The organism is Streptacidiphilus anmyonensis, assembly GCF_000787855.1.
Classification (GTDB): domain Bacteria; phylum Actinomycetota; class Actinomycetes; order Streptomycetales; family Streptomycetaceae; genus Streptacidiphilus; species Streptacidiphilus anmyonensis.
The window spans coordinates 450,323-475,411 of sequence record NZ_BBPQ01000002.1; the positions used below are offsets into that span (position 1 = coordinate 450,323).

The 25,089-nt window shown below is 71.3% G+C and carries 22 protein-coding genes; 5 read left to right on the top strand and 17 right to left on the bottom strand.

What is annotated here, in order from left to right; translation table 11 throughout:
• Positions 1-48: 48 nt before the first annotated feature.
• The 3 genes from TR50_RS04575 to TR50_RS04585 all read right to left on the bottom strand — a co-directional run bounded on the left by TR50_RS04575 (position 49) and on the right by TR50_RS04585 (position 4,047).
• Positions 49-1,200: a sensor histidine kinase gene (locus TR50_RS04575; RefSeq protein ID WP_042414255.1), complete on the bottom strand. Its 1,152-nt coding sequence runs from the start codon at positions 1,198-1,200 to the stop codon at positions 49-51.
• Positions 1,201-1,252: 52 nt separating this feature from the next.
• Entirely contained in the window at positions 1,253-1,759 is a 507-nt protein-coding gene (locus TR50_RS04580) for a DUF1453 family protein (protein ID WP_042414258.1), read from the bottom strand.
• Between the two features lie 182 nt (positions 1,760-1,941).
• On the bottom strand, positions 1,942-4,047 hold the full coding sequence (locus TR50_RS04585; RefSeq protein WP_042414260.1) for a DNA gyrase/topoisomerase IV subunit B: 2,106 nt from the start codon (positions 4,045-4,047) through the stop codon (positions 1,942-1,944).
• 557 nt (positions 4,048-4,604) lie between these two features.
• Here TR50_RS04585 and TR50_RS04590 point away from each other — a divergent pair.
• Entirely contained in the window at positions 4,605-4,838 is a 234-nt protein-coding gene (locus TR50_RS04590; RefSeq protein WP_042414264.1) for a DUF7455 domain-containing protein, read from the top strand.
• A 229-nt stretch (positions 4,839-5,067) separates the two neighbouring features.
• Here the strand turns inward: TR50_RS04590 and TR50_RS04595 are convergent, their stop codons facing one another.
• From TR50_RS04595 to TR50_RS04625, 7 genes are all read right to left on the bottom strand, one after another.
• Positions 5,068-5,859, bottom strand: coding sequence for a S1 family peptidase (locus TR50_RS04595; RefSeq protein ID WP_042414267.1), 792 nt, complete (start codon positions 5,857-5,859; stop codon positions 5,068-5,070).
• Positions 5,860-6,294: 435 nt separating this feature from the next.
• A complete protein-coding gene (locus tag TR50_RS04600) occupies positions 6,295-7,941 on the bottom strand; it encodes an RNA polymerase sigma factor (protein ID WP_042414670.1) in 1,647 nt (548 codons plus the stop codon).
• A 470-nt stretch (positions 7,942-8,411) separates the two neighbouring features.
• Positions 8,412-9,302: a FadR/GntR family transcriptional regulator gene (locus TR50_RS04605; protein ID WP_439654196.1), complete on the bottom strand. Its 891-nt coding sequence runs from the start codon at positions 9,300-9,302 to the stop codon at positions 8,412-8,414.
• A gap of 253 nt (positions 9,303-9,555) precedes the next feature.
• Entirely contained in the window at positions 9,556-10,356 is an 801-nt protein-coding gene (locus TR50_RS04610; RefSeq protein WP_042414272.1) for a hypothetical protein, read from the bottom strand.
• 327 nt (positions 10,357-10,683) lie between these two features.
• Positions 10,684-11,808 carry an ATP-binding cassette domain-containing protein gene (locus TR50_RS04615; protein WP_052440705.1) on the bottom strand — a complete coding sequence of 375 codons (1,125 nt, stop codon included), beginning with the start codon at positions 11,806-11,808 and terminating at the stop codon, positions 10,684-10,686.
• 110 nt (positions 11,809-11,918) lie between these two features.
• On the bottom strand, positions 11,919-12,665 hold the full coding sequence (locus tag TR50_RS04620; RefSeq protein ID WP_042363883.1) for an NUDIX hydrolase: 747 nt from the start codon (positions 12,663-12,665) through the stop codon (positions 11,919-11,921).
• 42 nt (positions 12,666-12,707) lie between these two features.
• The gene (locus tag TR50_RS04625) at positions 12,708-13,910 is read right to left on the bottom strand and encodes a DUF4192 domain-containing protein (RefSeq protein WP_052440707.1); all 1,203 of its coding nucleotides are present in this window, start codon (positions 13,908-13,910) and stop codon (positions 12,708-12,710) included.
• 180 nt (positions 13,911-14,090) lie between these two features.
• Here TR50_RS04625 and TR50_RS04630 point away from each other — a divergent pair, with 180 nt between their 5' ends.
• Both TR50_RS04630 and TR50_RS04635 read left to right on the top strand, forming a co-directional pair.
• Positions 14,091-16,304, top strand: a complete 2,214-nt coding sequence (locus TR50_RS04630) for a RecQ family ATP-dependent DNA helicase (protein WP_042414275.1) — start codon at positions 14,091-14,093, stop codon at positions 16,302-16,304.
• A 361-nt stretch (positions 16,305-16,665) separates the two neighbouring features.
• Positions 16,666-17,193, top strand: coding sequence for a hypothetical protein (locus TR50_RS04635; protein WP_052440709.1), 528 nt, complete (start codon positions 16,666-16,668; stop codon positions 17,191-17,193).
• Positions 17,194-17,378: 185 nt separating this feature from the next.
• On the opposite strand, the gene TR50_RS04640 is transcribed toward TR50_RS04635, so the two are convergent.
• The 3 genes from TR50_RS04640 to TR50_RS04650 all read right to left on the bottom strand — a co-directional run bounded on the left by TR50_RS04640 (position 17,379) and on the right by TR50_RS04650 (position 19,598).
• Positions 17,379-17,885: a hypothetical protein gene (locus TR50_RS04640; protein WP_152648240.1), complete on the bottom strand. Its 507-nt coding sequence runs from the start codon at positions 17,883-17,885 to the stop codon at positions 17,379-17,381.
• A 316-nt stretch (positions 17,886-18,201) separates the two neighbouring features.
• Positions 18,202-18,885, bottom strand: coding sequence for a ribonuclease HII (gene rnhB / locus TR50_RS04645; protein WP_042414281.1), 684 nt, complete (start codon positions 18,883-18,885; stop codon positions 18,202-18,204).
• 95 nt (positions 18,886-18,980) lie between these two features.
• Positions 18,981-19,598, bottom strand: a complete 618-nt coding sequence (locus tag TR50_RS04650; RefSeq protein WP_052440711.1) for a TetR/AcrR family transcriptional regulator — start codon at positions 19,596-19,598, stop codon at positions 18,981-18,983.
• A 163-nt stretch (positions 19,599-19,761) separates the two neighbouring features.
• Between TR50_RS04650 and TR50_RS04655 the strand changes: the two genes are divergently transcribed.
• Both TR50_RS04655 and dapA read left to right on the top strand, forming a co-directional pair.
• Positions 19,762-21,279, top strand: a complete 1,518-nt coding sequence (locus TR50_RS04655) for an MFS transporter (RefSeq protein ID WP_042414286.1) — start codon at positions 19,762-19,764, stop codon at positions 21,277-21,279.
• Between the two features lie 133 nt (positions 21,280-21,412).
• Entirely contained in the window at positions 21,413-22,318 is a 906-nt protein-coding gene (gene dapA / locus TR50_RS04660; protein ID WP_042414288.1) for a 4-hydroxy-tetrahydrodipicolinate synthase, read from the top strand.
• Here dapA and TR50_RS04665 read toward each other — a convergent pair.
• The 4 genes from TR50_RS04665 to TR50_RS04680 all read right to left on the bottom strand — a co-directional run bounded on the left by TR50_RS04665 (position 22,294) and on the right by TR50_RS04680 (position 24,980).
• A complete protein-coding gene (locus TR50_RS04665) occupies positions 22,294-22,593 on the bottom strand; it encodes a YciI family protein (protein ID WP_042414291.1) in 300 nt (99 codons plus the stop codon). The two genes, dapA and TR50_RS04665, sit on opposite strands and share 25 nt — an antisense overlap.
• Positions 22,594-22,625: 32 nt before the next feature.
• On the bottom strand, positions 22,626-23,258 hold the full coding sequence (locus TR50_RS04670; RefSeq protein WP_042414295.1) for a histidine phosphatase family protein: 633 nt from the start codon (positions 23,256-23,258) through the stop codon (positions 22,626-22,628).
• 43 nt (positions 23,259-23,301) lie between these two features.
• A complete protein-coding gene (locus TR50_RS04675) occupies positions 23,302-23,973 on the bottom strand; it encodes a hypothetical protein (protein ID WP_042414298.1) in 672 nt (223 codons plus the stop codon).
• Positions 23,974-24,083: 110 nt separating this feature from the next.
• Complete coding sequence (locus TR50_RS04680) at positions 24,084-24,980, bottom strand: hypothetical protein (protein ID WP_236654260.1); 897 nt, start codon at positions 24,978-24,980, stop codon at positions 24,084-24,086.
• Positions 24,981-25,089 lie beyond the last annotated feature (109 nt).

A 25,089-nucleotide genomic window follows, 5' to 3' on the forward strand; every position in this document is an offset into this window, starting at 1 on the left:
AATCAAGGTCGCCGACATCACGGGCACGGGAGGGGACCGACGGGACGGTCAGCCCTTGATCCGCAACAGCACCCGGAACCCGCCCGACGTGGGCCCCGCCTCCAGCGAGCCGCCGAGCAGCTCCGCGCGCTCCCGCATCCCCAGCAGCCCGAGGCCGCTGCCGGAGGAGGCCAGCTCACCACCGCCGGTGCCGCCCTCGTCCACCACCTCGAGTTCGACGCTGTCGTCCAGGTACGACAACCGGACGCTGCACACCGCTCCGGGCGCGTGCTTGCGGACGTTGGTCAGCGCCTCCTGGGCGGTGCGCCGGACGGCGACGCCCGCCTCCGCGGTGAGCGGGCGCGGCGTCCCGCTCACCTCGAGCCGGGCCGACTCCTCCCCGGTCAGCTTCACCAGGTACTCCCCGATCGGCGTGAACTCGCCGCGCAGCGCCGAGAGGGAGGCCCTGGTCTCCAGCAGGCCGTCCTGGGCCATCCGCCGCGCGGCCACGATCCGCTCGCGGATCTGCTCACGATCCGCTCCGCCGTCCACCATCAGCCGGGCCGCCTCCAGGTGGACGAGCTGCGCGGAGAGGCTGTGGGCCAGCACGTCGTGGATCTCCCGCGCGATCCTGGCCCGCTCCGCCAGCGCGGCCGACTCGGCCTCCGCGGTGCGCAGCGCCCGCTCCTGGGAGAGCGTGCGCTGCGTCTGCGCGCGCGCCTCCCAGTCCTGGCGGGTGACATAGCCGAGGATGCCGAGCCCGAGGATGGTGACGGCGTTGCCCCAGTTCCGTACGTCGTGCGGGACGACCAGGAGGAAGACGGTCGTGCTCAGCAGCGTGAACGGCGCGGCCGCGATGACCGGGAGGCGCTGGATCGACCCGGTCGCGATGGCGCACATGAAGATGACGCCCATGACGGGGGCGTGGTTCAGCCCGCACAGGATCGCCTCGACCACGGCGAACGTCAGCCAGGCGAGGCTGCGCCGCAAATCCTTCCGCGGCGCCGAGCGGACGAATCCCATGAAGGCGAAGACGCCCAGAGCGGTGTTCACCAGCACCACGGCGGTCTGCGGGGCGTTCAACTGCTCGTTGGCGAATGTCGCCCACAACCCGCCGACCAGGCCGCCGATCCGGCCGGCCCACCCGACCCAGCGCCGGCCCACGGTGAGGCCCTCCCGGGAGAGAGCCTCCCGGGAGGGCCAGTCCGTCCAACTGTCCACGTCACTCCTGCCGCTCACGGCCTGCCCCGAGTCTCCTGGAGCGCCTGGCTCCTCAGAGCGTTCCGGCAGGGCCACCGTAGGTACCGTACGCCGGGGCCGGCGCGAACTCCCGTGCCCGCCACGTCACCACGGCTCCGCGGACCAGCAGCAGCGCGGCCAGCGCGAGCAGCAGCCCGGCCTGTCCCTGGGCGACGCCGAGTGCGGCGGCCGCCGCGTAGAGGCCGATCCGGACGGCCATCATGCCGATCCAGGCGAAGAAACTGGCCGTGGTCCCCTTCGACCAGACCACGCCGTCGGCGTCGGCCCAGACCCTGGTGGTGAAGCCCCAGGCCGCGCCGAGGCCGATCTCGACCAGGACGCCGACGACCAGGAAGCCCACCGACAGCGCCTGGTGGTGGGCGTCCAGCAGGTGCGGGTCGCGCAGGGCCATGAAGGCGAGCACCGCCGGGACCACCAGCAGCCTGCGCGGGTTCGGGTTCCAACGCCGCGCCTGGAACTGGCGGAAGAGCACGTATCCGACCACCGCGATGATGAGCACTACGTTGGCAACGGCGGGCATCTCGATCGTCTCCTGCTTCGACTTCTCCGGGCGTTCCGGCGGGGTTCCGCCGACACCTACGAAGCTACGGAGCGGCGGCCCGCCGGACCTCGGAGCAGGGATGGAGACGGGGGTGGAGAAGCGGTGCGGCCGCCTCTCCACCCCCGGGTGGACCCGTCCCGGATCCCTCGCTCCGCCGCAGGTCAGACGTCGATGCGGGAGCGGTCGAGCAGCGCGGCGGAGTCGACGATGAACTCCTTGCGCGGCGCGACGTCGTTGCCCATCAGCAGGTCGAAGACCTTCTCCGCGGCGTCCAGGTCGCCGAGGTTGATCCGGCGCAGGACGCGGTGGCGCGGGTCCATGGTGGTCTCCGCGAGCTGGTCGGCGTCCATCTCACCGAGGCCCTTGTAGCGCTGGATCGGGTCCTTCCAGCGCTGGCCCTTGCGCTGGAGCTCCAGCAGCGTGTTGCGCAGCTCGCTGTCGGAGTAGGTGTAGATGTACTTCTCCTGGCCCTTGCGCGGGTTGGTCAGCTCGATCCGGTGCAGCGGCGGGACGGCCGCGAAGACCCGCCCGGCCTCGACCATCGGCCGCATGTAGCGCTGGAAGAGCGTCAGCAGCAGGCAGCGGATGTGGGAGCCGTCGACGTCGGCGTCGGCCATCATGATGACCTTGCCGTAACGCGCCTGGTCGATGTCGAAGGTGCGGCCCGAGCCGGCCCCTATCACCTGGATGATCGCCGCGCACTCGGCGTTCTTGAGCATGTCCGAGACGGACGCCTTCTGCACGTTGAGGATCTTGCCGCGGATCGGCAGCAGCGCCTGGAACTCGGAGTTGCGGGCCACCTTGGCGGTGCCCAGCGCCGAGTCTCCCTCGACGATGAACAGCTCGCTGCGGTCGACGTCGTCGCTGCGGCAGTCGGCCAGCTTGGCCGGGAGCGACGAGGTCTCCAGCGCGGTCTTGCGACGCTGTGCGTCCTTGTGCTGACGGGCGGCGACCCGGGTGCGCGCGGCGGCGACCACCTTGTCCATCACCGTGCGGGCCTGGGCCTTGGCGTCGCGCTTGGTGGAGGTCAGGAACTCCTTGAGCTCCTTGGCCACCACGTTCGCCACGATCCGCTGGGCGGCGGAGGTGCCGAGCACCTCCTTGGTCTGCCCCTCGAACTGCGGCTCGGCGAGCCGCACGGTGACCACGGCGGTCAGGCCCTCGAGCGCGTCGTCCTTGGTGATGTCGTCCTCGGCGACGCGCAGCAGCTTGGCGGCGCGCAGCGCCTCGTTGAAGGTCTTGGTCAGCGAGCGCTCGAAGCCGGCGACGTGGGTGCCGCCCTTGGGGGTGGAGATGATGTTGACGAAGGAGCGGATCGTGCTGTCGTAGCCGGTGCCCCAACGCAGCGCGATGTCGACGCCGAGCTCCCGCACGACCTCCGTCGGAGTCATGTGGCCGAGCTCGTCGAGGACGGGCACGGTCTCCTTGAAGGTGCCCTGCCCGGTGAAGCGCAGCGTGTCGCAGACCGGCTTGTCGGGCGCCAGGAAGTCGCAGAACTCGGCGACGCCGCCGTCGAAACGGAACACCTGCTCGTCCACGGGCGCGCCGTCGACGCCGCGCTCGTCCCGGACCACGATCGTCAGGCCGGGCACCAGGAAGGCGGTCTGCCGGGCGCGGTTGTGCAGGTTCTCCAGGGAGAGCTTGGCGTCCTTGAGGAAGATCTGCCGGTCCGCCCAGTAGCGGACGCGGGTGCCGGTCTTGCCGCGCGGGGCCTTGCGGCTCTTGTCCAGCGTGCTGCCCGGCGTGAACGCCGCGTCCGGGCCCTCGCCCTTGAACGAGCCGGGCGTGCCGCGGCGGAAGCTGAGCGCGTGGACGTGGCCGCCGCGATCCACCTCGACGTCGAGACGGGAGGACAGGGCGTTGACGACGGACGCGCCGACGCCGTGGAGGCCGCCGGAGGCGGCGTAGGAGCCGCCGCCGAACTTGCCGCCGGCGTGCAGCTTGGTCATGACGACCTCGACGCCGGACAGACCCGTCTTCGGCTCGACGTCGACCGGGATGCCTCGGCCGTTGTCGCGGACCTCGACCGAGCCGTCGCCGTGCAGCAGCACGTCGATGTGGTCGCAGAAGCCGGCCAGGGACTCGTCCACGGCGTTGTCGATGATCTCCCACAGGCAGTGGGTCAGGCCTCGGCTGTCGGTGGAGCCGATGTACATGCCGGGGCGCTTGCGGACCGCTTCGAGACCCTCGAGGACGAGGAGGTGCCGCGCGGTGTAGTTGGAGCCGTCCTGCTGGGCACTGGCGGGCACGGTCTGTTCGGCGGTCACGCGGTCCTGCTCCTTAACCTTCTGAACCTTCGGTCATTTCGGTCACTTCGGCTACTGGCACTGCTTCAGCTACTTCAGGTACTTCAGTTACTCGCCTGCGGTCCGGGACTGGGCGTTCGGAGTGACGGAACTCATGCCGACTTCCGCTGGCTGCGAACAAGAGCCCCTTCCCTGGCCTCCGACCCGGGGGCCAAGGCACCATGGCAGGAATGCTGCCGGGATGCAGGCTACCGGTGCGTGGGCTGGGGCTATTGCTCCACGCTCGTCGTGGCTTATGCTACGCGCACCTCGCACGAGCGTTCGATAACACGTTCGAGTGAAGGTCGGTCTTCGACGGCGGCAGGCATGAACCGTTCCCGCTCCGGGCACGTCCTCCACAACGACAACGCATCGCAACGCACCACCGCACCAAGCACCACCGACAGCATCGCTACCAAGACCGCCGTCTCCATCCCGCCCCGGGTACCGCTCAAAAAGAAAGACCGAGCGGGAACGAATCCGGCCTGGTTGGATGTTGACCCTGGTAAGACAGCTCGTCGAGCTAGAGAAGAGGCGACGTGACTACTAACGTTCTCACCCCCGCGACCCCGCTGACCGCGGCCGACCGCTGCGACCGTTGCGGCGCTCAGGCCTACCTCCGCGTCGTGCTCGTGTCCGGTGGAGAGCTGCTCTTCTGCGCTCACCACGGCCGAAAGTTCGAGCCGGAGCTGAAGAAGATCGCCGCTGAGATACAGGACGAGAGCGGCCGCCTGACGGCCACCGCGGCGACTGCGTCCACGGACGAGCGCTGACCCTGTGCGGTCACGCGGGCACGCCCAGTGCGCAGCCCGGGTTCAGCGCCTCGCTTGACGACGAGCTGAACTGAAGAACAGAGCTGTCTGAGACGGTGGGCGGCGGACCGAAGGGTTCGCCGCCCACCGTCGTTCTCTCTCCTGCCCCTGGCTCCGCCGCCGTGCGCCGGCGATCTGACCCACTGTGGCCTTCGTCACGTCGGCACGACCGCGGGGGGCCGGCGCCCAGTCAGAGCTGGCTGCGGACCGCGTCCACCATCGCCGCGAGCCGGGCGTAGACGCCGGGGTGTCCCGGTTCGGCGCAGCCTTCGCCCCAGGACACGATGCCGACCAGGCGGCCGGCCACGACCAGCGGTCCACCGCTGTCCCCCTGGCAGGCATCCCTGCCGCCCAGGGCCTGCTCCCCGGCGCAGACCATCGTGTGCGAGTCGTAGGTGCCCGACGGACCGGAGTGGTAGTCGGCCGAACACGTGGCGTTGGCCACCATCGGCACCTGGACCTCGTGCAGCGTGGTCGGATAGCTCCCGTTGCCGCGCAGATCCCCCCAGCCGAAGACGGTGGCGCCCGTCCCCGCGGCGTAGGGCGCGGTAGCACCCTGACCGACCATCGGCAGCACACTGCGCGGATCCTGCGGCTCGGCGAGCGTGAGCACCGCCACATCCCACTCATTGGTGGACAGGTCGTACTTCGGATCCACCCAGGTGTCGACGACCGGCACCTCCCTGCCGTCGGACCCGGCGAGATCGGTGCGTCCGAGGACCACGGAGAGGTCGGGCCGGTCGACGCGCTGTCCCGTCGTCTCGTCGTAGAGACAGTGCGCGGCAGTGAGGACCTTGGTCGGGCTCACCAGCGTGCCGCCGCAGAACTGCCCGGAGCGCGAGTCGCCGTACACCGACCGGCTCGCCACCGCGACCATCCACGGGTGGTCGGACGTACTCGCCGCCACCCCGCCGACGATCGCGGCCGCCGGTGTCGCCGGGACCGCCAACGCCGCCGGCAAGGCCGCGAACAGCACCATCATCGTCCGCCTGCGCCCAGGGCCCGTCCGCCTGCCGGGGGTTGTCAGCCTGGCTCCCACCCTGATCCTTCCGTCGCGACCCGCACTCCTGTCGCGCCTCAGGGTAGCGAGACGAGCACCCTGTGTGCCCAGTCGCCGCGCACAGTCCACCCCGGGCACATCTGTGCCCCGGGTGACGCCGCTCACGTGACGGCGCGTCCACGTGAGCGGCGCATCCAGATGACGGTGCGCCGGGCGCGCCGCGCGGTCGCCGCCTGGTCGCCGCTCGGTCGCCGCTCGGTCGGACAAGCCAACGAGCCCAGGACCGCTTTCCCGAGAACCGCGATCCCGGGGCTGTCCGGAAACGCGGAAAGGCCCCCGCCCGCCGGAACGGCGGAGCGGGGGCCTTCTCTGTCCTGTCGGGGGCCTGAGCGGTCCCGTCAGTCGAGGCAGTCGGCCTCAGTCGAGGTAGTCGCGCAGGACCTGCGAACGCGACGGGTGGCGCAGCTTCGACATGGTCTTGGACTCGATCTGGCGGATGCGCTCACGGGTGACCCCGTAGACCTTGCCGATCTCGTCCAGCGTCTTCGGCTGACCGTCGGTCAGACCGAAACGCATGGAGACCACGCCGGCCTCGCGCTCGCTCAGGGTGTCCAGCACCGAGTGAAGCTGCTCCTGGAGCAGGGTGAAGCTCACCGCGTCGGCCGGGACCACGGCCTCGGAGTCCTCGATGAGGTCACCGAACTCGCTGTCGCCGTCCTCGCCGAGCGGGGTGTGCAGGGAGATGGGCTCGCGGCCGTACTTCTGGACCTCGACGACCTTCTCAGGCGTCATGTCCAGCTCCTTGGCCAGCTCCTCCGGAGTGGGCTCGCGCCCGAGGTCCTGGAGCATCTGGCGCTGGACGCGGGCCAGCTTGTTGATGACCTCGACCATGTGCACCGGGATACGGATGGTGCGGGCCTGGTCGGCCATCGCGCGGGTGATCGCCTGACGGATCCACCAGGTCGCGTAGGTGGAGAACTTGTAGCCCTTGGTGTAGTCGAACTTCTCGACCGCACGGATCAGACCGAGGTTGCCCTCCTGGATCAGGTCCAGGAAGAGCATGCCGCGACCGGTGTAGCGCTTGGCCAGCGAGACCACCAGACGGAGGTTGGCCTCCAGCAGGTGGTTCTTGGCGCGGCGCCCGTCCTCGGCGATGATCTCCAGCTCGCGCTGCAGGCGCGGCGCCAGCTTGTCCTCGGAGGCCAGCTTGTCCTCGGCGAAGAGACCGGCCTCGATGCGCTTGGCGAGCTCGACCTCCTGCTCCGCGTTGAGCAGCGGGACCTTACCGATCTGCTTGAGGTAGTCCTTGACCGGGTCGGCGGTGGCGCCGGCCACGGCGACCTGCTGCGCCGGGGCGTCGTCCTCGTCCTCGTCGGAGAGCACGAAGCCCTCGGACTCCTCCTCGCCCTCGGCAGGCTCGCCCTCGGGCGCGGCCGGAGCGGCGGCGTCCTCGAGCAGCTCCTCGTCGCCGAGCAGCTCCTCCTCGCCCTCGGCCCCCTCGGCCTTGGCCTTGCCAGGAGCTGCCTTGACGGCGGTCTTCTTGGCGACGGTCTTCTTGGCGGCCGGAGCGGCCTTCTTCACCACGGCCTTCTTGGCCACGGCCTTCCTCGCCGCCTCGGACGGGGCGGCCACAAGGGTCGCCTCGACCTCGACGGATGCCACGGACTCGGTGACCGAGGCGGTCACCGGCGCCGCGGCGGCAACGCGCGGAGCAACGGTACGGGTCGTGCTCGCGGCAGCCGCAGGGCGCGGAGCGACGGGCTTGGTGGCCGTCGTCTTCGTGGCAGTGCTCTTCGCCGCGACGCTCTTTCGGGGGCGCTTGGGGGCGGACGACTCCGCAGCGCTCACCATCAGCGTCACACCCTCCTCATCGAGGACCTGGTTGAGGCTGCGCATGACGTTCTTCCACTTGGTGACCGGGATCTGGTCCACCTCGAAGGCATGCCGCACGTCATCACCGGCGATCTGCCCCTGAGCCTTACCCCGCTCGATGAGCGCCATCAGAGCGGCGGACTCGGAGATCTCGGGAGGGAGCGAACGGGATGTGCTGGCCGACACGAACAACCTCTCGGACGTGAGTGGACAGAAGGCCGGCCGCATGGCGGCCCTCTGGAAACTGCAAATGCTGTTGAGCTGGCGGATCAGTTCGGATCTGTCACCGCCCTGGTACACATCGCTCCGCACGGCAAAGCGTTACGCCCTACTTACGTGGCGCAGGTCACATAGTTCGAGAGACCCTTGCCAACGGAGGTGTACCCCGTTCAACGATGCCAGATCCGGGCTCATTCCGAGTGTCGCCTGAATCGGGTAGCGCCGGCGACCCGGTGAGCCCCGTGCGCGCGGCTCCCTCCGGGCGTCCGGCGGGCGCCCGGCGTTCGGACGTCGCACGCTCGGACGTCGCGCGCCGGAGAACGATGCAGGCCGCCGCAGTCATGGCGTGGTGGCGGCTCATGACGGCGGCGGCCTGTGCAGTGGGTGGCGAGGCAGGGCTGCCTCAGCGGTCCCGATCGCTGTCAGGACGCGCGATCGTGGGATCAGTGCTCGCGCGGACCGGGGACGAGCGGGTCGACGTCCGGGTGCACCGTGAGCAGGGCGCGCATGGCGGACTCCGCAGCGGTGCCGTCGCCCGTGGCCAGGGCGTCGACCAGCCGGACGTGCAGACCGACCGAGGGCTCCGAGGGCCGGTCGCAGGCGATGACCGGCCCGCCGGAGACCTGGAGCGCCGAGGCCACGATCCCGGCGAGGTGCTCCAGCATCTTGTTGCCGGCGAGCTCCAACAGCACCGTGTGGAACTCGGCGTCCGCCCGGCTGTAGGTGAGCGCGTCACCCTGGGCGGCGGCGTGGCCCATGATCTCGGTCATGTCGTGCATGCGCTGCCGGATCTCGTCCCGGCCGTGTCCGGCGGCGAGCCGGGCGGCCAGCGGCTCGATGGCCCAGCGCAGCTCGAACAGCTCACGGCGCTGGTCGTCGCGCTGCGGCCCGAAGGCACGCCACTCGATGATGTCCGGGTCGAGCAGGTTCCAGTCCGCCACCGGGCGGACCCTGGTGCCGACATTGGGGCGGGCACTGACGAGGCCCTTGGCCTCCAGCACGCGCAGGGACTCACGGACGACGGTTCGGGAGACCTCGAACCGCTGCCCGATCTCCTCGGGCACAAGCGGGCGATCGGCTCCGAGGTCACCGGAGACGATCATTTGTCCGAGCTGCTGGACCAGCTGTCCGTGCAGTCCGCGTCCGCGACTTCCGGCGGCGCGGCGGCCGACGCGGCCCAGCTCGGGGTCGGTGCTCTCCCAGTGCAGCGCAACACCGCTCGAGGTGTGGGACACACCAGGGGCCGAGCTGTGCGGGGCGCCGACGGGAAAGCGGTCCAGCTGAGTGGACATCATCTGGGTGGGGGGCATCGTGGGGTGCGCAACGGTACTCACGTCTCCTTTGTCGGCGATGGCGCGCGTGCCCTTGAGGAATTTCGTGAAAAGCACACGAAAGGGTGATCGCGCATCACTACACAATTGACGCCATATCGGCTGTTATTGCCCCTCTGACGCTCCGGTGCGCCCGTCCGTGCTCCCACAGTCCCCTCGACACGCCCCCGCGCGACCGCCTACGCACCCCGGCCCTGACGTGCGACCACGCCTTTCGACCGGCGCTCGCGCCCCCGCCCCGGGATGCCCGCAGCCCTCACAACGCGCTGCGGCGCGGCAGCAGCACCAGGTACACGAGCAGCAAGAGCACCACGGGCGCCGCCACCGCGACCGCGAGTCCGGCGTCGGAGACGGTGGTCCCGCTGTGCAGCCCCGACAGGGCGCCGTACAGCCAGGCGTGGGTGCCGTCCACCGGGAACAGCCGGTGCCAGCGCAGGGCGCCCGTCCTGCCGCCAGGCGCCGCGTTGCCGAGCAGAGCGGAGGCGACCGGCTCGATGAGCACCGGCACGGTGATCAGGACGAGCATCCCCGCCGCAGCACTGCGCAGCAGCACGGCGCCGAGCAGCCCGATCCAGCCGCCCGCCACGACCAGGGCGAGGTAGCCGCCCAGCGCGGCCGGCACGTGGCCGTGCAGCGCCGCGGTCTCCAACCGGACCGCCGCCGCGTGATCGCCGACGTGGAGCACCGCCGCGTCCACGACCAGCGTGCCCACCCCGAGCAGCACGCCGAAGACGCCGACCGTGACCAGCTTGGCCAGCAGCAGTGCCAGGCGTCGACGCAGCGGGCGGAGCAGGGCGAGCGGTGCGGGATGCCGGAACTCGTGTCCGGCCGACAGCGCCCCGACCACCCCGGCCCCCAAGGCGGCGATCGGCAGCGGGAGCAGTGGCAGGCCTGCGGTCAGCACCCGGAGCGGGTCGGCCGCCGGCGACCCGGCCGCCGCCCCCTGGCGCAGCGTCAGCATCGCCACCGCGGCGCTGGTGCCCAGCACTACGACCGGAACCAACCAACTGGAACGCACGCCGGTCAGCCGCCGACGCTCGTAGGTCAGTGCGTGCACGGGTCGCTCGCTCTCGTGTTCCCGCGCTCCCGCGCGGTCGTGGTTCTACTGCTGGGCTGTGGTGAGGCCCAGCGGCTGGTGTCATCTCGTGGCGCTCCGGCCCGCCCCGGCCCGGATCGCCCACCGCCGCGCCCGGGGGCCGACCACGGCCTTCCGGCGAGACGGGGGCGGGGAGACCACGCGGGCCCGCCGGTGCCGTGCCGTGCCGGCGCCGGTGCAGTGTCGGTGCCACCGGCGCCCCTCGCTGCGGCGACGCCGGCCGCACCCGTCGGGGCGTCAGGCTCCCTCAGTGCCTGACGAGCCGCCGCACCGCGGGCGGCCGCCCACTCAGTCGTCCTCGTCGAAGAAGAGCGGGTGCAGGACCGTCGAGTCGCGCCGCGCGGGCAGGACATGGGCAAGGGGCGCAGGTGGCGTGGGGACGATCACCTGCGTGGTGACCGTCTCCCCCGGCCCGAGGGCGACAGTGGCCCTGGCGAGCGTTGCGCCTGCCGGCTCGGGCGGCCTGGGCCCGGGGGCGGGGGCGTGTTCGACCACCCGATCGGCCAGCTCGTGGAGCAGGACGCCGTGGCGGAAGGCCAGCTCGCCGATCTCGGTCCTGGCCAGTCCCTCGACGGAGATCACGTTGCCGCCCTCGTGCCGGACCGTGGCGCCCGCCGCGGTAAGCAGGTCCGCGAGACGGGCCACCTGCGGCCCGCGAACGCTGACCTCGTCGCGCAGCCGGGTGTGGCGGAACTCCTCCACGGGCTGGTCCGCCAGCAGTCGGCCGAGCTCGAGGGTGACCACCCGGTCGGCGAGCTGCGCCGCCTGCTGCGGGCTGCGCAAGGTCACCAGGACCGCCCCGCCGCCTGCCGCGAAAGCGCGCAGGAAGGCATGGAACCACTCGACGTTCTTGGGCGACAGACCCTCCGTGGGCTCGTCCAGCAGGAGAGTGCGCGGATCTCCCAGCAGCGCCTGTGCCAGTTGCAGGCGCCGGTTCATCCCCGGCGAGTAGGTGCGCAACCTGTGCTCGGCCGCAGGTCCGAGGCGGGTCTGCTCCAGCAGTTGGTCGGCTCGGCGGGCCGGCACCCCGGCCGCCGCCGCCATCATGCGCAGGTGTGCCCGCGCCCGCCGCCCCGGGTGTCCGGCGGGCCGGTCGCCCTCGCCGAGGACGACGCCGACCTCACGCTCCGGACGCGGCAACCGCCGGTAGGGGCGCCCGTGGAACAGGGCTGTCCCCTGTCCGCGTTCGAGGCCCAGGGCCAGCCGCAGGGCCGTGGTGCGTCCCGACCCCTCCGGGCCGAGCAGAACCGTGACCTGGCCCGCGCGTGCGTCGAAGGACAGGTCGAGCAGCGTCGGCGTCCGACCGCGCCTACCCGCCTTGGTCAGGCCGATCGCCTGGAACGGGTGATGGACCTGCCGCACCTGCTGATCCCCGACGGCCTGGTCGGTCTCGGTCTGGACAGTCTGAGCCACGGTCGGGCACCTCCGCGCTGATCACCCCCATCGCCAGCACGATAGACCGACATAGTTACTTTGCGTGGGATTGACCCGTACGGCGCGTAGGCATCCGTACTCCGCCCCGATCAGCTCTCGGGGCGCAGCATCGGCGGGTTGAGCACGGTGGCCCCGCCGGCCCGGAAGAGCTGTGCAGGTCGGCCGCCCTGACGGGTCGTCGTGCCGCCCGCGGGAAGCAGGAACCCCGGCGTTCCCGTGACCTTCCGGTGGAAGTTGCGCGGATCCAGTTGCACGCCCCAGACGGACTCGTACACCCGGCGCAGCTCCCCGACGGTGAACTCCTCAGGACAGAAGGCCGTGGCCAGCGCCGAGTACTCGATCTTGGACCGGGCCCGCTCCACGCCGTCCGACAGGATCGCACTGTGGTCGAACGCGAGCAGCATCCCGTCGTCGTCCTTGCCCCCGAGCAGTTCCTCGACCGGTGCCCAGCGGGCGCTGCGGACGTCACCGCCGGGCCTCGGGGTGGGCAGGTCCGGTGCGAGGGCCAGGTAGGCCACGCTCACCACACGGAGCCGCGGATCGCGCTGCGGAGCCCCGTAGGTGGCCAGTTGCTCCAGGTGGGCTCCAACGCCGGGCCCCTGGCCGGGGGCCCCGTGAGCACGCAGGCCGGTCTCCTCGGCCAACTCGCGGGCGGCCGCCTCGACGAGCCCTTCGTCCGGCCGGACGAAGCCGCCGGGCAGCGCCCAGAAGCCCTGGAACGGCGGTTCACCCCGGCGGACCATCAATGCGCACAGGGCATGGTCGCGCACGGTCAGGACCACCAGGTCAACGGTGACCGCGAAAGGGGGGAAGGCCGACGGATCGTAACGCGACATGCGCCGCATCATAGTCGTCTCAGTGACGATAAACAGCGGGGCCTAATCGCTCGATCGGCCCAGGCAACGCGGCAGCCTGCCGCGTCTGCGGCGCGCGGCCCCGCGGGTCCGTGCCGCTCGTTCGGCCCGAAGCGTGGCACAGAGCGTGTCCGGCACCGCTCCGCAGTTGATCGCTTCGTAGAGGAGACCCGCGAAGGTGTAAGTCGGGTCGACGGCCAGCGCCCGCCCCAGCGCCACGCGGGCCGTGACCGTGTCACTCGTCACCCAGGCCGTCCAGCCGAGCAGCGAGAGCGGCGCGGCGGCGTGGGCCTCGAACGGGCCGACGCAGCGGCGGGCGAGGTACCGCCAGAGCCTGGCCGCATGCGCGACGTCGGGCGGATCAAGCCATTCAGCTGCCCGGTCGCGGGCGAGCCTGTCCTGCAGGCCGAGGATGATCCGCGCCGCGTCATGGTCGTCCAATTCGATGTCGCCCCGGCCGAAGCGCAGGACCGCGGCGTCGACCAGCGCGGCCGTCGCCTCGCGCAGCCGCTCCCGACCTCCCTCCCTTTCGAGCTCGGCCGCCACGAGGGGCATCTCCCGCTCGAAGGCGTGCACCAGCGTCGCCGCCGCCTCCCGGGCCACCGGCTCCAGCTCCCGGTGGAGGTCGCGCAGGCTGCCGCGGACCTGGATCCCGGCGAAGGCCGCGGCTGCGGCAACGGCCGAGGTGCTGCCGGGTGGCCGGACCAGCGCGCCCTCCGCCGGACAGCAGGACGGGTCAGCGCAGGTGTAGGAGAACCACCGCCCGTCGGACACGCACAGGGACTCGTGCACGGGCACACCGGCCGCGCTGAAGCCCTCGGCCATCAGTGCGGCGAGCGGGCGCAACCGCTCCGCGACCTCGCGTGCGTCGCCGCCGGGCTCCGGATCCTGGCAGAAGTAGAGGATCACCGCGTCCGGAGGGCGATCCCGCTGCTCGGACAGCGCCAGCAGGAAGCCGACCACTTCCTGTGCCGCCGCGGGCCAGGCTGCCCGTACCGGGATGTCGACCCGGACGGAGCCGCCCTGTCGGCGCCTCGCCCCCTGCAGGCCGAGCGCCACCACGCTGTCGCTCGGGTAGAAGCCGAGCAGGTAGGGCAGCGCGTCGGCCATGTCTGCCGGGCTTTTCATCCGGACCACGGGCCGCTCGAAGGCGGAGAACGCCGGGACCGGTTCGTTGGAGGAGGGCTGCGGGGACGCCGGGGGCGGCGGGCTGTTGTGCTCGTTCATGGGGCGAGCGTGGCGAGGAGCGCGAGATCGCGCACCAGTCGGACGGAAATCTGTGGACAACCCGGAGGTGTGGAAAACCCCGCCACCCGATCGAGTGGGCCGCGAGCGGCCGAATCGTTTCTCCACAGATTTGACGTCACGGGTTCGCCTTTGTCGGCGCGGCCGACTATCAATGACCGCATGGATGACACCCAGCTCCAGGACCGCACCGCCGTGCGGGCGCAGGCCGACGCGGTGCTGCGCTCGTTGGCCGGCGGCGACGCCCGACTGCGCGAGGACCAGTGGCGCGCGATCGAGGCGCTCGTCGTCGACCGGCGCCGAGCCCTGGTCGTGCAGCGCACCGGTTGGGGCAAGTCCGCCGTCTACTTCGTCGCCACGGCCCTGCTGCGGGCCGCGGGCGCGGGGCCGACGGTCATCGTGTCGCCGCTGCTCGCCCTGATGCGCAACCAGGTCGAGTCCGCCGCCCGGGCGGGGATCACGGCGCGCACCATCAACTCCTCGAACACCGAGGAGTGGGAGTCGGTCCACGCCGAGATCGCCGGCGGAGAGGTCGACGTCCTTCTGGTCAGCCCGGAGCGGCTGAACAATCCGGAGTTCCGGGACGAGGTACTGCCCCGGCTCGCCGCCGCCACGGGTCTCCTGGTGGTGGACGAGGCACACTGCATCTCCGACTGGGGCCACGATTTCCGCCCCGACTACCGCCGGTTGCGCACCATGCTGGCGGACCTTCCGGCCGGTGTCCCGGTCCTGGCCACGACGGCCACGGCCAACGCGAGGGTCACCGCCGACGTCGCCGAACAGCTCGGCACCCTCGCCGGCCCCGCCGCGGAGTCCGGCGCCCGGGAAGAGGCCCTGGTCCTGCGCGGCCCGCTGGACCGGGAGAGCCTCAGCCTCGCAGTCCTCCCCCTGGGCGACCCGGCACACCGCCTCGCCTGGCTCGCCGACCGGCTGGACGAGCTCCCCGGTTCCGGCATCATCTACACCCTGACGGTGGCGGCTGCCGAGGAGGTGACGTCGTTCCTGCGCCAGCGAGGCCACCAGGTCGCCTCGTACTCGGGCCGCACCGAGGACGCCGAGCGGCAGGCCGCCGAGGCGGACCTGCTCGACAACCGGGTCAAGGCGCTGGTCGCCACCTCCGCCCTGGGCATGGGGTTCGACAAACCGGATCTGGGTTTCGTGGTCCACCTGGGGTCGCCCAACTCCCCGATCGCCTACTACCAGCAGGTCGGCCGGGCCGGGCGCGGTATCAAGCACGCGGAGGTGCTGCTGCTCCCCGGAGCCGAGGACGCCGCCATCTGGCGTTACTTCGCCTCCCTCGCCTTCCCTCGGGAGGAGCAGGTCCGAACGACGCTGGAGGCTCTGGCCGCGCACACCTCCCCCGCAGGGGAGCCGCTGCCGCTCTCCACCCCGGCCCTGGAGGCACGGGTCGATCTGCGGCGCACCAGGCTCGAGACCATGCTCAAGGTCCTGGACGTCGACGGCGCGGTGCGTCGCGTGCGCGGCGGCTGGGTGACCACGGGGCAGCCCTGGGCCTACGACGCGGCGCGATACGCCCGGGTCAACGAGACCCGGGCGGCCGAGCAACAGGCGATGCTCGACTACGCGGCCGCCGGCTCGTGCCGGATGGAGTTCCTCCGTCGCCAACTGGACGACCCGGAGGCGGCGCCCTGCGGTCGGTGCGACAACTGCACCGGCAGGCACCGATCCACGGAGGTCTCGGCCGACACCCTGGCCGCCGCGCGGGCCGCGCTCGGCCGTCCGGGCCTGGAGATCGAGCCTCGGCGCATGTGGCCCACGGGCATGCCGGCGGTCGGCGTCCAGCTCAAGGGCCGGATTCCGGCGGGCGAACAGGCCGCCCCCGGCCGGGCGTTGGGACGCCTGTCCGACATCGGCTGGGGCACCCGGCTGCGTGCCCTGCTGTCGCCGGAGACACCCGACGCCCCCGTCCCGCCACAGGTTCTGGACGGCGTCGTCACCCTTCTGGCGGATTGGTCCCGAGGTCCCTCCGCCTGGGAGCAGCGCCCCTCAGCCGTCGTGTCCATCGCCTCACGGACCAGGCCCGAACTGATCGGTAGTCTGTCCGCCGGGATCGCCCGAATCGGCAGGCTGCCGCTGCTCGGCCAGATCGAGTACGCCCCCGGGGCCGATCCGCGCCGGGGCGGGCGCGGCAACAGCGCCCAACGTCTCCAGCAACTCCACGACGCCTTCGCCCTGTCACCCGAGTTGGCATCCGCCCTGGCTGCGGGTGGCGACGGGGCGGGGCCGGGCAGCGGACCGCTGCTGCTGGTCGACGACTACTCCGACAGCGGCTGGACCCTGGCCGTCGCCGCCCGCCTGCTGCGCAGGGCCGGGGCGTCGGGGGTCCTCCCGCTGGTTCTCGCACAGTCCTCCTGACCCGTGCCGACGCCCGACGGAGGGCGGGCACAGCCGAACGGCCGAGAGCCGAACGGTGGAGAGGGGACGGCACGCCGATGGGACTTATCTGTCGGATCACCAGAAGCAGGGACACTTCCGGCGGGATCACCGTTGCCGGTCTGCTCGGAGCCGGTGAGAATTGGCAGGTATCCCGGCCAGACGGTCCGTCCATGGCTGGTGTGCGAGGTGCCCAAAACGGGCACGGGGAAGGAGGATCTTGAGCATCGGCCATCCCCTCGAGTTGTCCAGGGAGCCGCACGCCTCGACTCCAGGGCGCTCCGTCGACCTGGCTGCCTGGACCGACGGCGGGCTCCCGACGCTACTCGACCCTCGATCGGTAGTGGGAGAGCTGCACCGGATCCACCTCCCCCATCCCGGAGTCACCGTCCTCGGCGTGCTCACCGCCGACGGACGCGTCGCGGCCGGTGCCTCGTTCGTGGTCCCCGAGCGGATCACCGACGGGTGGCACCTGCGAAACGTCCTCCTCGCACACCTGCGACACGTCGTGCCGCACGGTCTGCGTCGGCGTTCTCCGATGCACAGCGCGGTCGTCCTGCAGTGCCGCGACACCCCGGCCGACTGGACCGACCTCGACGGCGCCTGGATGTGGGCGCTGCGGGACGCGTCGGTTCTGCACGGTCTGCGTTGCGGTGCCTACATCACCCTGACCGAGGACGGCTGGCAGGTTCTGGGCGAGAGCCGTCACGGCCGCAGCCCCCAGGCCGGTTCCTGGGCCCGGCGGACGGTGAGCACGGTCCGCGAACTGCCCAGCAGAGAACACCTCCCGGCCTTGACCGCCGCTGCGGAGAGCCGGCCACGGCCCGCCTTGCTGCCTGCGGCGCCGGTGGCGCAGATGGCAGCGCACTGAGCTCATCGCGCCAGGTCCGAGTCGGCCGCGCCCGGACCAGTCACACCTGGACCCGCCGGGCTTGAACCGACCGGGCCCGAGCCGACCAGGCCCGGACCCGCCGGTCGGGGAGCACGGCCTCGCGTAGTGCCTCCCGACCCCGGCCCCCGTCGGGCGCGTCCACGCGGGCGCCCTCGGTCGATCGTCTACCGCTGTGCGGGCAGCGGGGTCTCGCCGCAGACGATCAGCAGGGAGCCGGCACGGGCCAGCGCCACCGCGAGCGCGTCCTGAACGGCGCCGGTGTCGCCACCGTTCACAGCAAGCACGACGACCTCACGCCGCACCGGTCGGCAGTCCGCGGCGTCGGCGTAGAACACGTCGTCCGCCGCCTCGAGCTGGGCCCAGTAGCGCTCAGCCCCGAAGGTCTGTTCATGCTGCTGCCAGGGGTGCGACTCGGCGGTGGTGAGCACCAGGATCTGTCCCGGCGCCCGCCCCGCGTCGAGCAGCAGGTCGACTGCCTCGTCCGCCCGGTCGAGCGCGGCTTCCGGCGTGGCCGGGAGCAGTTGCAGTTCGGGCAGCGTGGGCAGCGAGTCGGCGCCCCTGCGGGCCTGAGCGCCCGGCTTGGCCGTGCGCGTGGGTCCGGCCGGAGGGCCGGGGACGGGTCGCCGGGCGGGCGGTCCGGGCCGGGGCCCGGGTCGCGGCGTGGCGGCCACGCTGGTCGGGGAAGGGACTGTGGTCGCGGCGGTGCGGGCTACCGGGTCCGTCTCGTCGGTGGATGGAACGCCCTGGCCCGAGTCGGTCTTGTGGATCTCCAGCTCCTCGGCACGATTTCTGGCGACGCACTCGACGGCGCCGGACAGCGCCCCAGAGCTTACTCGTTGCCTGTGAGCAGCCGATAGGGGGGACCACCCGTTGCGCAGGACGATGGCCGAACATGCATCGGGCGGCTTCCTGAAGGCCCGTCAGTGGTCGCCTCCCGGACATCGGAGCCGGATACCGGAACCGTCGCCACCGCTCGGCGACGCGCCGTCAGAAGCCCAGTGACAGCTGTTCGCCCGCATCGACCGGCTCGCGGTGGACGCGCAGGTGCCGCCACTCCGGCAGGTCGTCCAGATAGGCCCAGGAGAGGCGGTGCTGGTCGGTGGGCCCCAGTCGCTCCAACGCGGCGCGGTGCACCGGCGAGGGGTAACCGGCGTTGTCGGCGAAGGCGAAGTCGGGGTAGCGCTCTCCCAGATCCGCCATCATGGCGTCGCGGCGCACCTTGGCGATCACCGAGGCGGCAGCGACGGCGACGCAGGACTGATCGCCCTTGATCACGGTCCGGACCCGCCAGGGGCCGCCCAGATAGTCGTGCTTGCCGTCGAGGATGACCGCGTCGGGCTGCTCCGGCAGCGCCTCCAGGGCGCGCACCGCCGCGAGCCTCAGCGCGGCGGTCATCCCGAGCTCGTCGCACTCACGCGGGCTGGCGTGCCCGAGAGCGAAGGCGTGCACCCAGCCGGCGAGGACCGGCTCGAGCTCCTCCCGCCGCCGCTGGGTGAGCAGCTTCGAGTCGGTGAGCCCGGCGGGCGGCTTGCGCAGGCCGGTGATCGCGGCGCAGACGGTGACCGGCCCGGCCCACGCCCCGCGCCCCACCTCGTCGACGCCGGCCACCAACCGGGCGCCGGTGCGGCGCAAGGAGCGCTCGACGGAATGGGAGGGCGGATCGACGGCCATACCCTCAGCCTAACGGCCCTGGTGAGGCCCGAACGCCCCCCCGATCGGGCTCAGGCACACAGCGGTCGGGCCCGGCAGCGGCGACCAGACTCCGATCAGCCTGCTTCCCTGGGCGAGGGACGCAGGAGAGCCGGAAGCAGCACCTGGTCGACCAGGGCCTGCGCATCCTCCTCAGTGAATCGGCCCTGCTGGGTCTTGTGCCGGTACATCATCATCGCGGGCACGACGTCCAGCACCGTGGGCGTCGCGGCCTCCAGGTTCGCCTCGCCGCGCTCCGCCGCCGCCTTGACCACCTGCAGCAGCACCAGGTGCGCCGGGTCGAGGATCTGCTGATGCACCAGGCCGATGAAGGCGGCAGCCCGCTCGTGGTCGAGTTCGCTGATCACGGCTCTGGCGGCGCAGCCGGTGCGGGAGGTCATCGCCGCGCGCAGGGCCCCGATGACGGCGAGAAGGTCGGCGCGCAGGCTTCCGTTGTCGGGCGGTTCCATGGCGGGCGGCAGGCTGGCGCTCAGCGCGTCGAGCACGAGCTGCTCCTTGCTGCCCCAACGCCGATACAGGGACGCCTTGCCGGTCTGCGCGGCGGCAGCCACGGCCTCCATGCTGAACCGCGCGTAGCCGGTGACGATCAACTGCTCGAGCGTCGCCTCGAAGATCGCCCGTTCCAGTGCCGGGCCACGGCGTCGAAGCACGACGGGGTAGGTCGTCCTGCGCATTGCCTGATCACCCCCGAACATGGCGCCACCTGACCGGACGGCGTGCTCGGCAGAGGGTTGTGTCCCGATTTGTCCGGGTCTAGTGTCGAGCCTAGTGAACGCCTCCGTTCATTCCAACCCCTTCCTTTTCCCAGCCACCGTGGCGCACATCCCAGGGGGACCCGTGGCCACTTCGAAGACCCTCACCCGCAACGTTCCGGCCCAGGCCAGGCGTGGCCAGCACCCGGGGATCTCCCTGGCGGTCATCGCGACCACGCAGCTGATGGTCGTGCTGGACATCACCATCGTCAACATCGCGCTACCGCACATCTCGACAGCTCTGCACTTCACTCCGACCAGCCTGTCGTGGGTGCTCAACGCCTACACCCTGACCTTCGGCGGCCTGCTCCTGCTCGGCGGACGCATCGGCGACATCCTGGGCCGCAGACCGACGCTGATCACCGGCGTGCTGATATTCAGCTGCGCCTCCCTGCTCGGCGGGCTGGCCACCGCGTCCTGGATGCTGCTGGCCGCGCGGGCGCTCCAGGGGATCGGCGGCGCCATCGCCTCCCCGACCGCCTTCGCACTGATCGCCACCAACTTCAAGGAAGGCCCCGAGCGCAACCGCGCCTTCGGCGTCTACTCGGCCGTGGCAGGCGCAGGCGGCGCGATCGGGCTTCTGCTCGGCGGCATGCTCACGTCCTGGCTCTCCTGGCGCTGGGTCCTGTTCGTCAACGTGCCGATCGGCCTGGCTCTGGCCTCACTGGCGCCGCTCTACATCAACGACTCCGAGCGCCACCCCGGACGCTTCGACCTCCCAGGCGCACTGACCTCGACGCTCGGCATGGTCAGCCTCGTCTACGGCTTCATCCGCGCCGCGGACAAGGGGTGGACCGAGATCTGGACACTGGCCTCGTTCGCCGCTGCCGTCGTCCTGCTGATCTCCTTCCTGCTGATCGAGTCGCGGACGGAGCAACCGATCACCCCGCTGCACATGTTCCGCAACCGGAACCGCTCCGGCGCCTACGTGTTGATGCTCTGCCTGGCCGCCGCGATGTTCGGGATCTTCTTCTTCATGACCCAGTTCATCCAGGACGTCCTGGGATTCAGTCCCATCCGGGCCGGCCTCGGGTTCCTGCCGATGAGCCTGGCCATCATCCTGGCCGCCCAGATCTCCGCACGGTTCCAGACGCGGTTCGGAGCCAGACCATTCATGATCGTCGGAACGATCCTCGTCAATGCGGGGGCCTACTGGATCACCCAACTGGACGTGCACAGCAGCTACATCGGAGGCGTCTTCGGCCCGACGGTGATCTTCGGGCTCGGCATGGGCTTCATCTTCGTCCCGGTGATGCTGACCGCCGTATCCGGAGTCGCACCGCACGAGACGGGCTCCGCGACGGGGCTTCTCAACACCACCCAGCAAGTCGGCGGCTCTCTCGGCCTGGCCATCCTGGTGACGGTCTTCGCCACCGCACAACGCAACGAGGCCAAGGCGCTCCTGCCTGCCCACGATCCGAACCAGGTCTTCGTGCACGGGATGACCACGGCGTTCCAGATGGCCTTGGTGTTCACGGGCATCGCGCTGCTGATGGCGCTGTTCGTCATGAGGCCTCCCCAGCGGCTGGGTGCCTCGGCGCCCCCCGCACCTCCTGGCGAACCGTCGGCCTCCTCGGATCCGCCGCACGCCACAGCAGCCTGAGGGCACCGGCCACCAGGGCACACCAGCAGGGGGCGCTGGGGCACACCGAGGCACATCCGTTAGCAGGCGTGAACAGTCCAGTACAGCAATCATCGCTAGTGCTTCACGGCGATCGCCGCCCAGGCTGGAGTGCATGAACGACACCCATGCCGGGGGCGATCTCCCCTTGGGCCGCTGCCTGGCCGCCATGATCACCCCGTTCCGGCCCGACGGTTCCCTCGACGCCGACGGAGCTCAGAAGCTCGCGGTCCACCTGGTCGATTCCGGCTGCGACGGTCTGGTACTCAGCGGCACCACCGGCGAGTCCCCGACGACCAGCGACGCCGAGAAGGAGCGCCTCGTCCGGGCCGTCGTCGAGGCCGTCGGCGGACGGGCCAGGGTCGTCGCCGGGGCGGGCAGCAGCGACACCGCCCACACCACTCGAGTCGCCCAGGCGGCGGAGCGTGCGGGCGCGGACGGGTTGCTGGTGGTGACGCCGTACTACAGCCGCCCCCAGCAGGAGGGCGTGCGGCGTCACCTGCGCGCCGTCGCAGACGCGGTCTCACTGCCGGTGATGCTCTACGACATCCCGCACCGCACCGGAACCCGGCTCTCGGCCGAGACCCTGCACGCGCTGGCCGAGCACCCCCGCATCGTGGGCGTCAAGGACGTCAGCTACGACCTCGCCGGGGCGGCGCGCGTCATCGCCGAGACGGGCCTGCACTACTACTGCGGCGCGGACGAACTGAACCTGCCGCTGCTCGCCATCGGAGCCGTCGGCGTGGTCAGCACCGTCGCCAACGTCGTCCCGACGACGACCCGGGGCGTGCTCGACGCCCATGCGCGAGGGGCCAACGCCGAGGCACTGCTCCTGCACCAGCGGCTGCTCCCCCTCGTGCGGGCGATGATGGACGAGGCACCGGGCACCGTGACCGCCAAGGCCTTGCTCAATGACGCCGGCCTGCCCGCCGGCCCGGTCCGGCTACCGCTGGTCGACGCCGACCGGGCGCTGCTCGACCGGCTCCGCGCCGCGCTTCAGGAAGCCGGCTGCTCGCGGTAGTCGGCCAGGCACTCCGCCGTCTTGGTCGCGGTGAACTCGACCACGTCGTACCGGGCGACCCCACCCTTGGCGAACGGGTCCTCCGCGAGCACCTGGTCCAGGGCGGCCCGGTCCAGGCCGCCCGCCAAGACCACCCCGCCCGTCCGCGGCACCTTCGCGCCGGAGGCGAGCAGGACGCCCTTGGCGTACTGGTCGTCCAACCAGGCCCGGTGCTCCAGCAGGAGCGCGTCCACCTGCTCGATCGGCGCGGTGTAGGAGAGGGTGGCGACGAACACGGTGTGGCTCCTTGCCCGGGCGGACCCAGAGGTCAGCTCCAGCTGTCGAACGGACGATCAAGCGTATAGCGCCCGTCCGGACCGAGGTTGAGGGTCCTCATCGCCCCGTTGTCCGGGTTCGAGAGCGCCTCGAACTCGTCGACGCTCCAGTGGAACCACCGCATGCAGAACAGGCGCATCAGCAGGCCGTGGCAGACCAGGAGCACGTTCGGTGGGTAGTCGGCCCGCTGGAAATTGCGGTGCAGGGTCTCGAAGAAGGCACCGACGCGGTCGTAGGCGTCAGCGCCGGACTCCCCCTGGGTGAACCGATAGTAGAAGTGGCCGTACTCGTCCCGCAGCTTGCGCTGCCGGCGGATGTCCTCGACGTCCTGGAGGTTCCCCCAGTCCTGCTCACGCAGCCGCGGCTCCTCCATCACCCGTATTCGGGCCGCCTCAAGGCCGAGCAACTCCAGCGTCTGCCAGGTCCGGGTGTAGGGGGAGACGTAGACCTGGACCCGCTCCCCACCGAACAACTCGCGCAGCTCGACACCGGCCGCACGGGACTGCTCACGCCCGCGTGCGGTGAGAGTGAGGGCATGATCCGGGACACGCTGGTAGATCGTCTCGTCCGCGTTCCCCTCCGACTCGCCGTGTCGGAGCAGGACAATTCGCCTCGGCCGCGCCATACCGGCCACCGTAACCCAGGCCGCGCCGAGGAGCCTCGCCGTCTCACCGCACCGAGCTGTCCCAGCGCCACCGCTCGCGCCGGGCAAGGCCCGGCAGCTCACCGCGTCCCGTGGCCCACAGCAGCGTCTCCCACGGGTCGAAGCCGCCCGGCACATCGGGGAAGAGCCGATGCAGCACCCGCTCGCACAGGCCCCCAGGCGGCTCCCACTCCAACCCCAGCCCCCGGGCGATGTCATCGGCGTGCACCAGGGTCTCGACCAGCCCCATGGCCGCCGAACCGGCGGCATCGGCGGCGCCGAAGACATGAAACGCCCGGACCTCGGGAGCCGCCGTCCGCACCATGGCGACCAGCAGCGCCCCGCACGCCTCCAGCGCCCGGGCCAGCCCCGCCGGCCCCGACTCCCGCTGGACGAAGACCGTGCTCGCGGGCTTGCCCGGGGCCGACCGCACCACGACGAACGGCACCGGCGACGGCTCCTCGCCGGTCGGCGCCGACGAGCCGAGCTCCGCGGCATACGCGAACAGGTCGTCGGCCAGGTGCTCCGCAGTCTCCCAGCAGTCCCAGCTGAGCGATCCCGCAGCCCTGCTCCAGTCGGCAGCGAGCGCGGCAGGCTGCCGCAGCAGCGCCACCGCGAGCCCGACCCCGAGCGCGAGATCGTCCGCCGTCACCGGGCCGGGGACGTCCTGAGCCGTGCCGGTGTCAGTCGAAGACATGGGTACCAACCTTCTTCATGATCGTGGGTCGACCGAAGTCGCCCGGTCGTCGAGCTTCTGGACGCTGACGGCGGCGGTGCAGCCGTGACCGACTTCACCGCCGCTTTCAGTCACCCCGTCGTGCGCTGTTCCTGGGCAGCCGCGTCGGGGGCCGCGAACGCCCGCAGGCGGGCGCGGATCTGAGCCGCCCCCGAGCCCGCAAGCCATTGCAGCCGGCTGTCCTTCGCGGCGAGCCCGGTGCGGGCGAGTTCGCACCAGTCCTCACGATCAAGGAGTGCGAGGTACGCGGCAAGAACCGCGTCCCGTTGCGCCTCCGTGCAGCCCACCTTCTCCGGCGGCTCGGTGGTGAGGTGCTGGGCCAGCACGGCCACGTTGAAGAAGCGCGCGACAGTCGGGGCGAGGCGACCGAGATGCCGGGCGTGGGCTTCCAAGACCGCCGCGGAATGGGGGTAGTGATGAAGTGTCTCTCCCATGCCCCCGCAGTACGTCATCACATGCAGCAGCCGGCCCGAGTGGTCGACCAGTTCGCTGTCGCACTCGGATTCCGCAAGCGCCTCATGCAGGCGGGCAACCGTGGCCGCTTCGGCCGCGAAGTAGCCATTGAGGTAGTCACCGTCGACTGCCTTCCGCAGCAACCAGGGACGGGCTCTTGGATCGTCGAGGCGACAGATCGCCTCGACGACATAGACCCTGCCCCAGCCGGTGACCCGGTCTGCCAGCCAGAGCAGGGATTCAGGTCGACCTGGCAGCCGCTCGAGGGCATGCGACGCCAACGGACCGAACCGGTCCGAGAGAAGCCCGATCGTCTGAATCAGCGGAATGTCGTCCGCCGTGCCCACAGCGGCTGTCAACGCCAGACCCACAGTGACCGAACATCGGTCGGTCCCATGGCGGACCAGCCATCTCCCGGTCTGTCGGACACGATCGTCGGCGGCCCCGAGCGCCGCCCGGGTGATCTCGTCGTTCGGGTGCACCGGCACATAGACGTCGTGAAAGGCGTCGGCCAAGGCAGAGGGTTGGCTCGATGGTTGAGCGAAGTGCCTGCTCAGTATGCGGGCGACGGCAGTGCCGCGGGCACGGGGGTTCTTCGGCGGTTTCGGCCGAGGCTGACAACGG

Coding starts and splice junctions, on each gene's coding strand:
- TR50_RS04580 (WP_042414258.1), bottom strand. CDS start 1,759: ATGCCCGCCGTTGCCAACGTAGTGCTCATCATCGCGGTGGTCGGATAC.
- TR50_RS04595 (WP_042414267.1), bottom strand. CDS start 5,859: ATGATGGTGCTGTTCGCGGCCTTGCCGGCGGCGTTGGCGGTCCCGGCG.
- TR50_RS04620 (WP_042363883.1), bottom strand. CDS start 12,665: ATGTCGCGTTACGATCCGTCGGCCTTCCCCCCTTTCGCGGTCACCGTT.
- TR50_RS04625 (WP_052440707.1), bottom strand. CDS start 13,910: ATGAACGAGCACAACAGCCCGCCGCCCCCGGCGTCCCCGCAGCCCTCC.
- TR50_RS04630 (WP_042414275.1), top strand. CDS start 14,091: ATGGATGACACCCAGCTCCAGGACCGCACCGCCGTGCGGGCGCAGGCC.
- rnhB (WP_042414281.1), bottom strand. CDS start 18,885: ATGGCCGTCGATCCGCCCTCCCATTCCGTCGAGCGCTCCTTGCGCCGC.
- TR50_RS04650 (WP_052440711.1), bottom strand. CDS start 19,598: ATGCGCAGGACGACCTACCCCGTCGTGCTTCGACGCCGTGGCCCGGCA.
- dapA (WP_042414288.1), top strand. CDS start 21,413: ATGAACGACACCCATGCCGGGGGCGATCTCCCCTTGGGCCGCTGCCTG.
- TR50_RS04670 (WP_042414295.1), bottom strand. CDS start 23,258: ATGGCGCGGCCGAGGCGAATTGTCCTGCTCCGACACGGCGAGTCGGAG.
- TR50_RS04675 (WP_042414298.1), bottom strand. CDS start 23,973: ATGTCTTCGACTGACACCGGCACGGCTCAGGACGTCCCCGGCCCGGTG.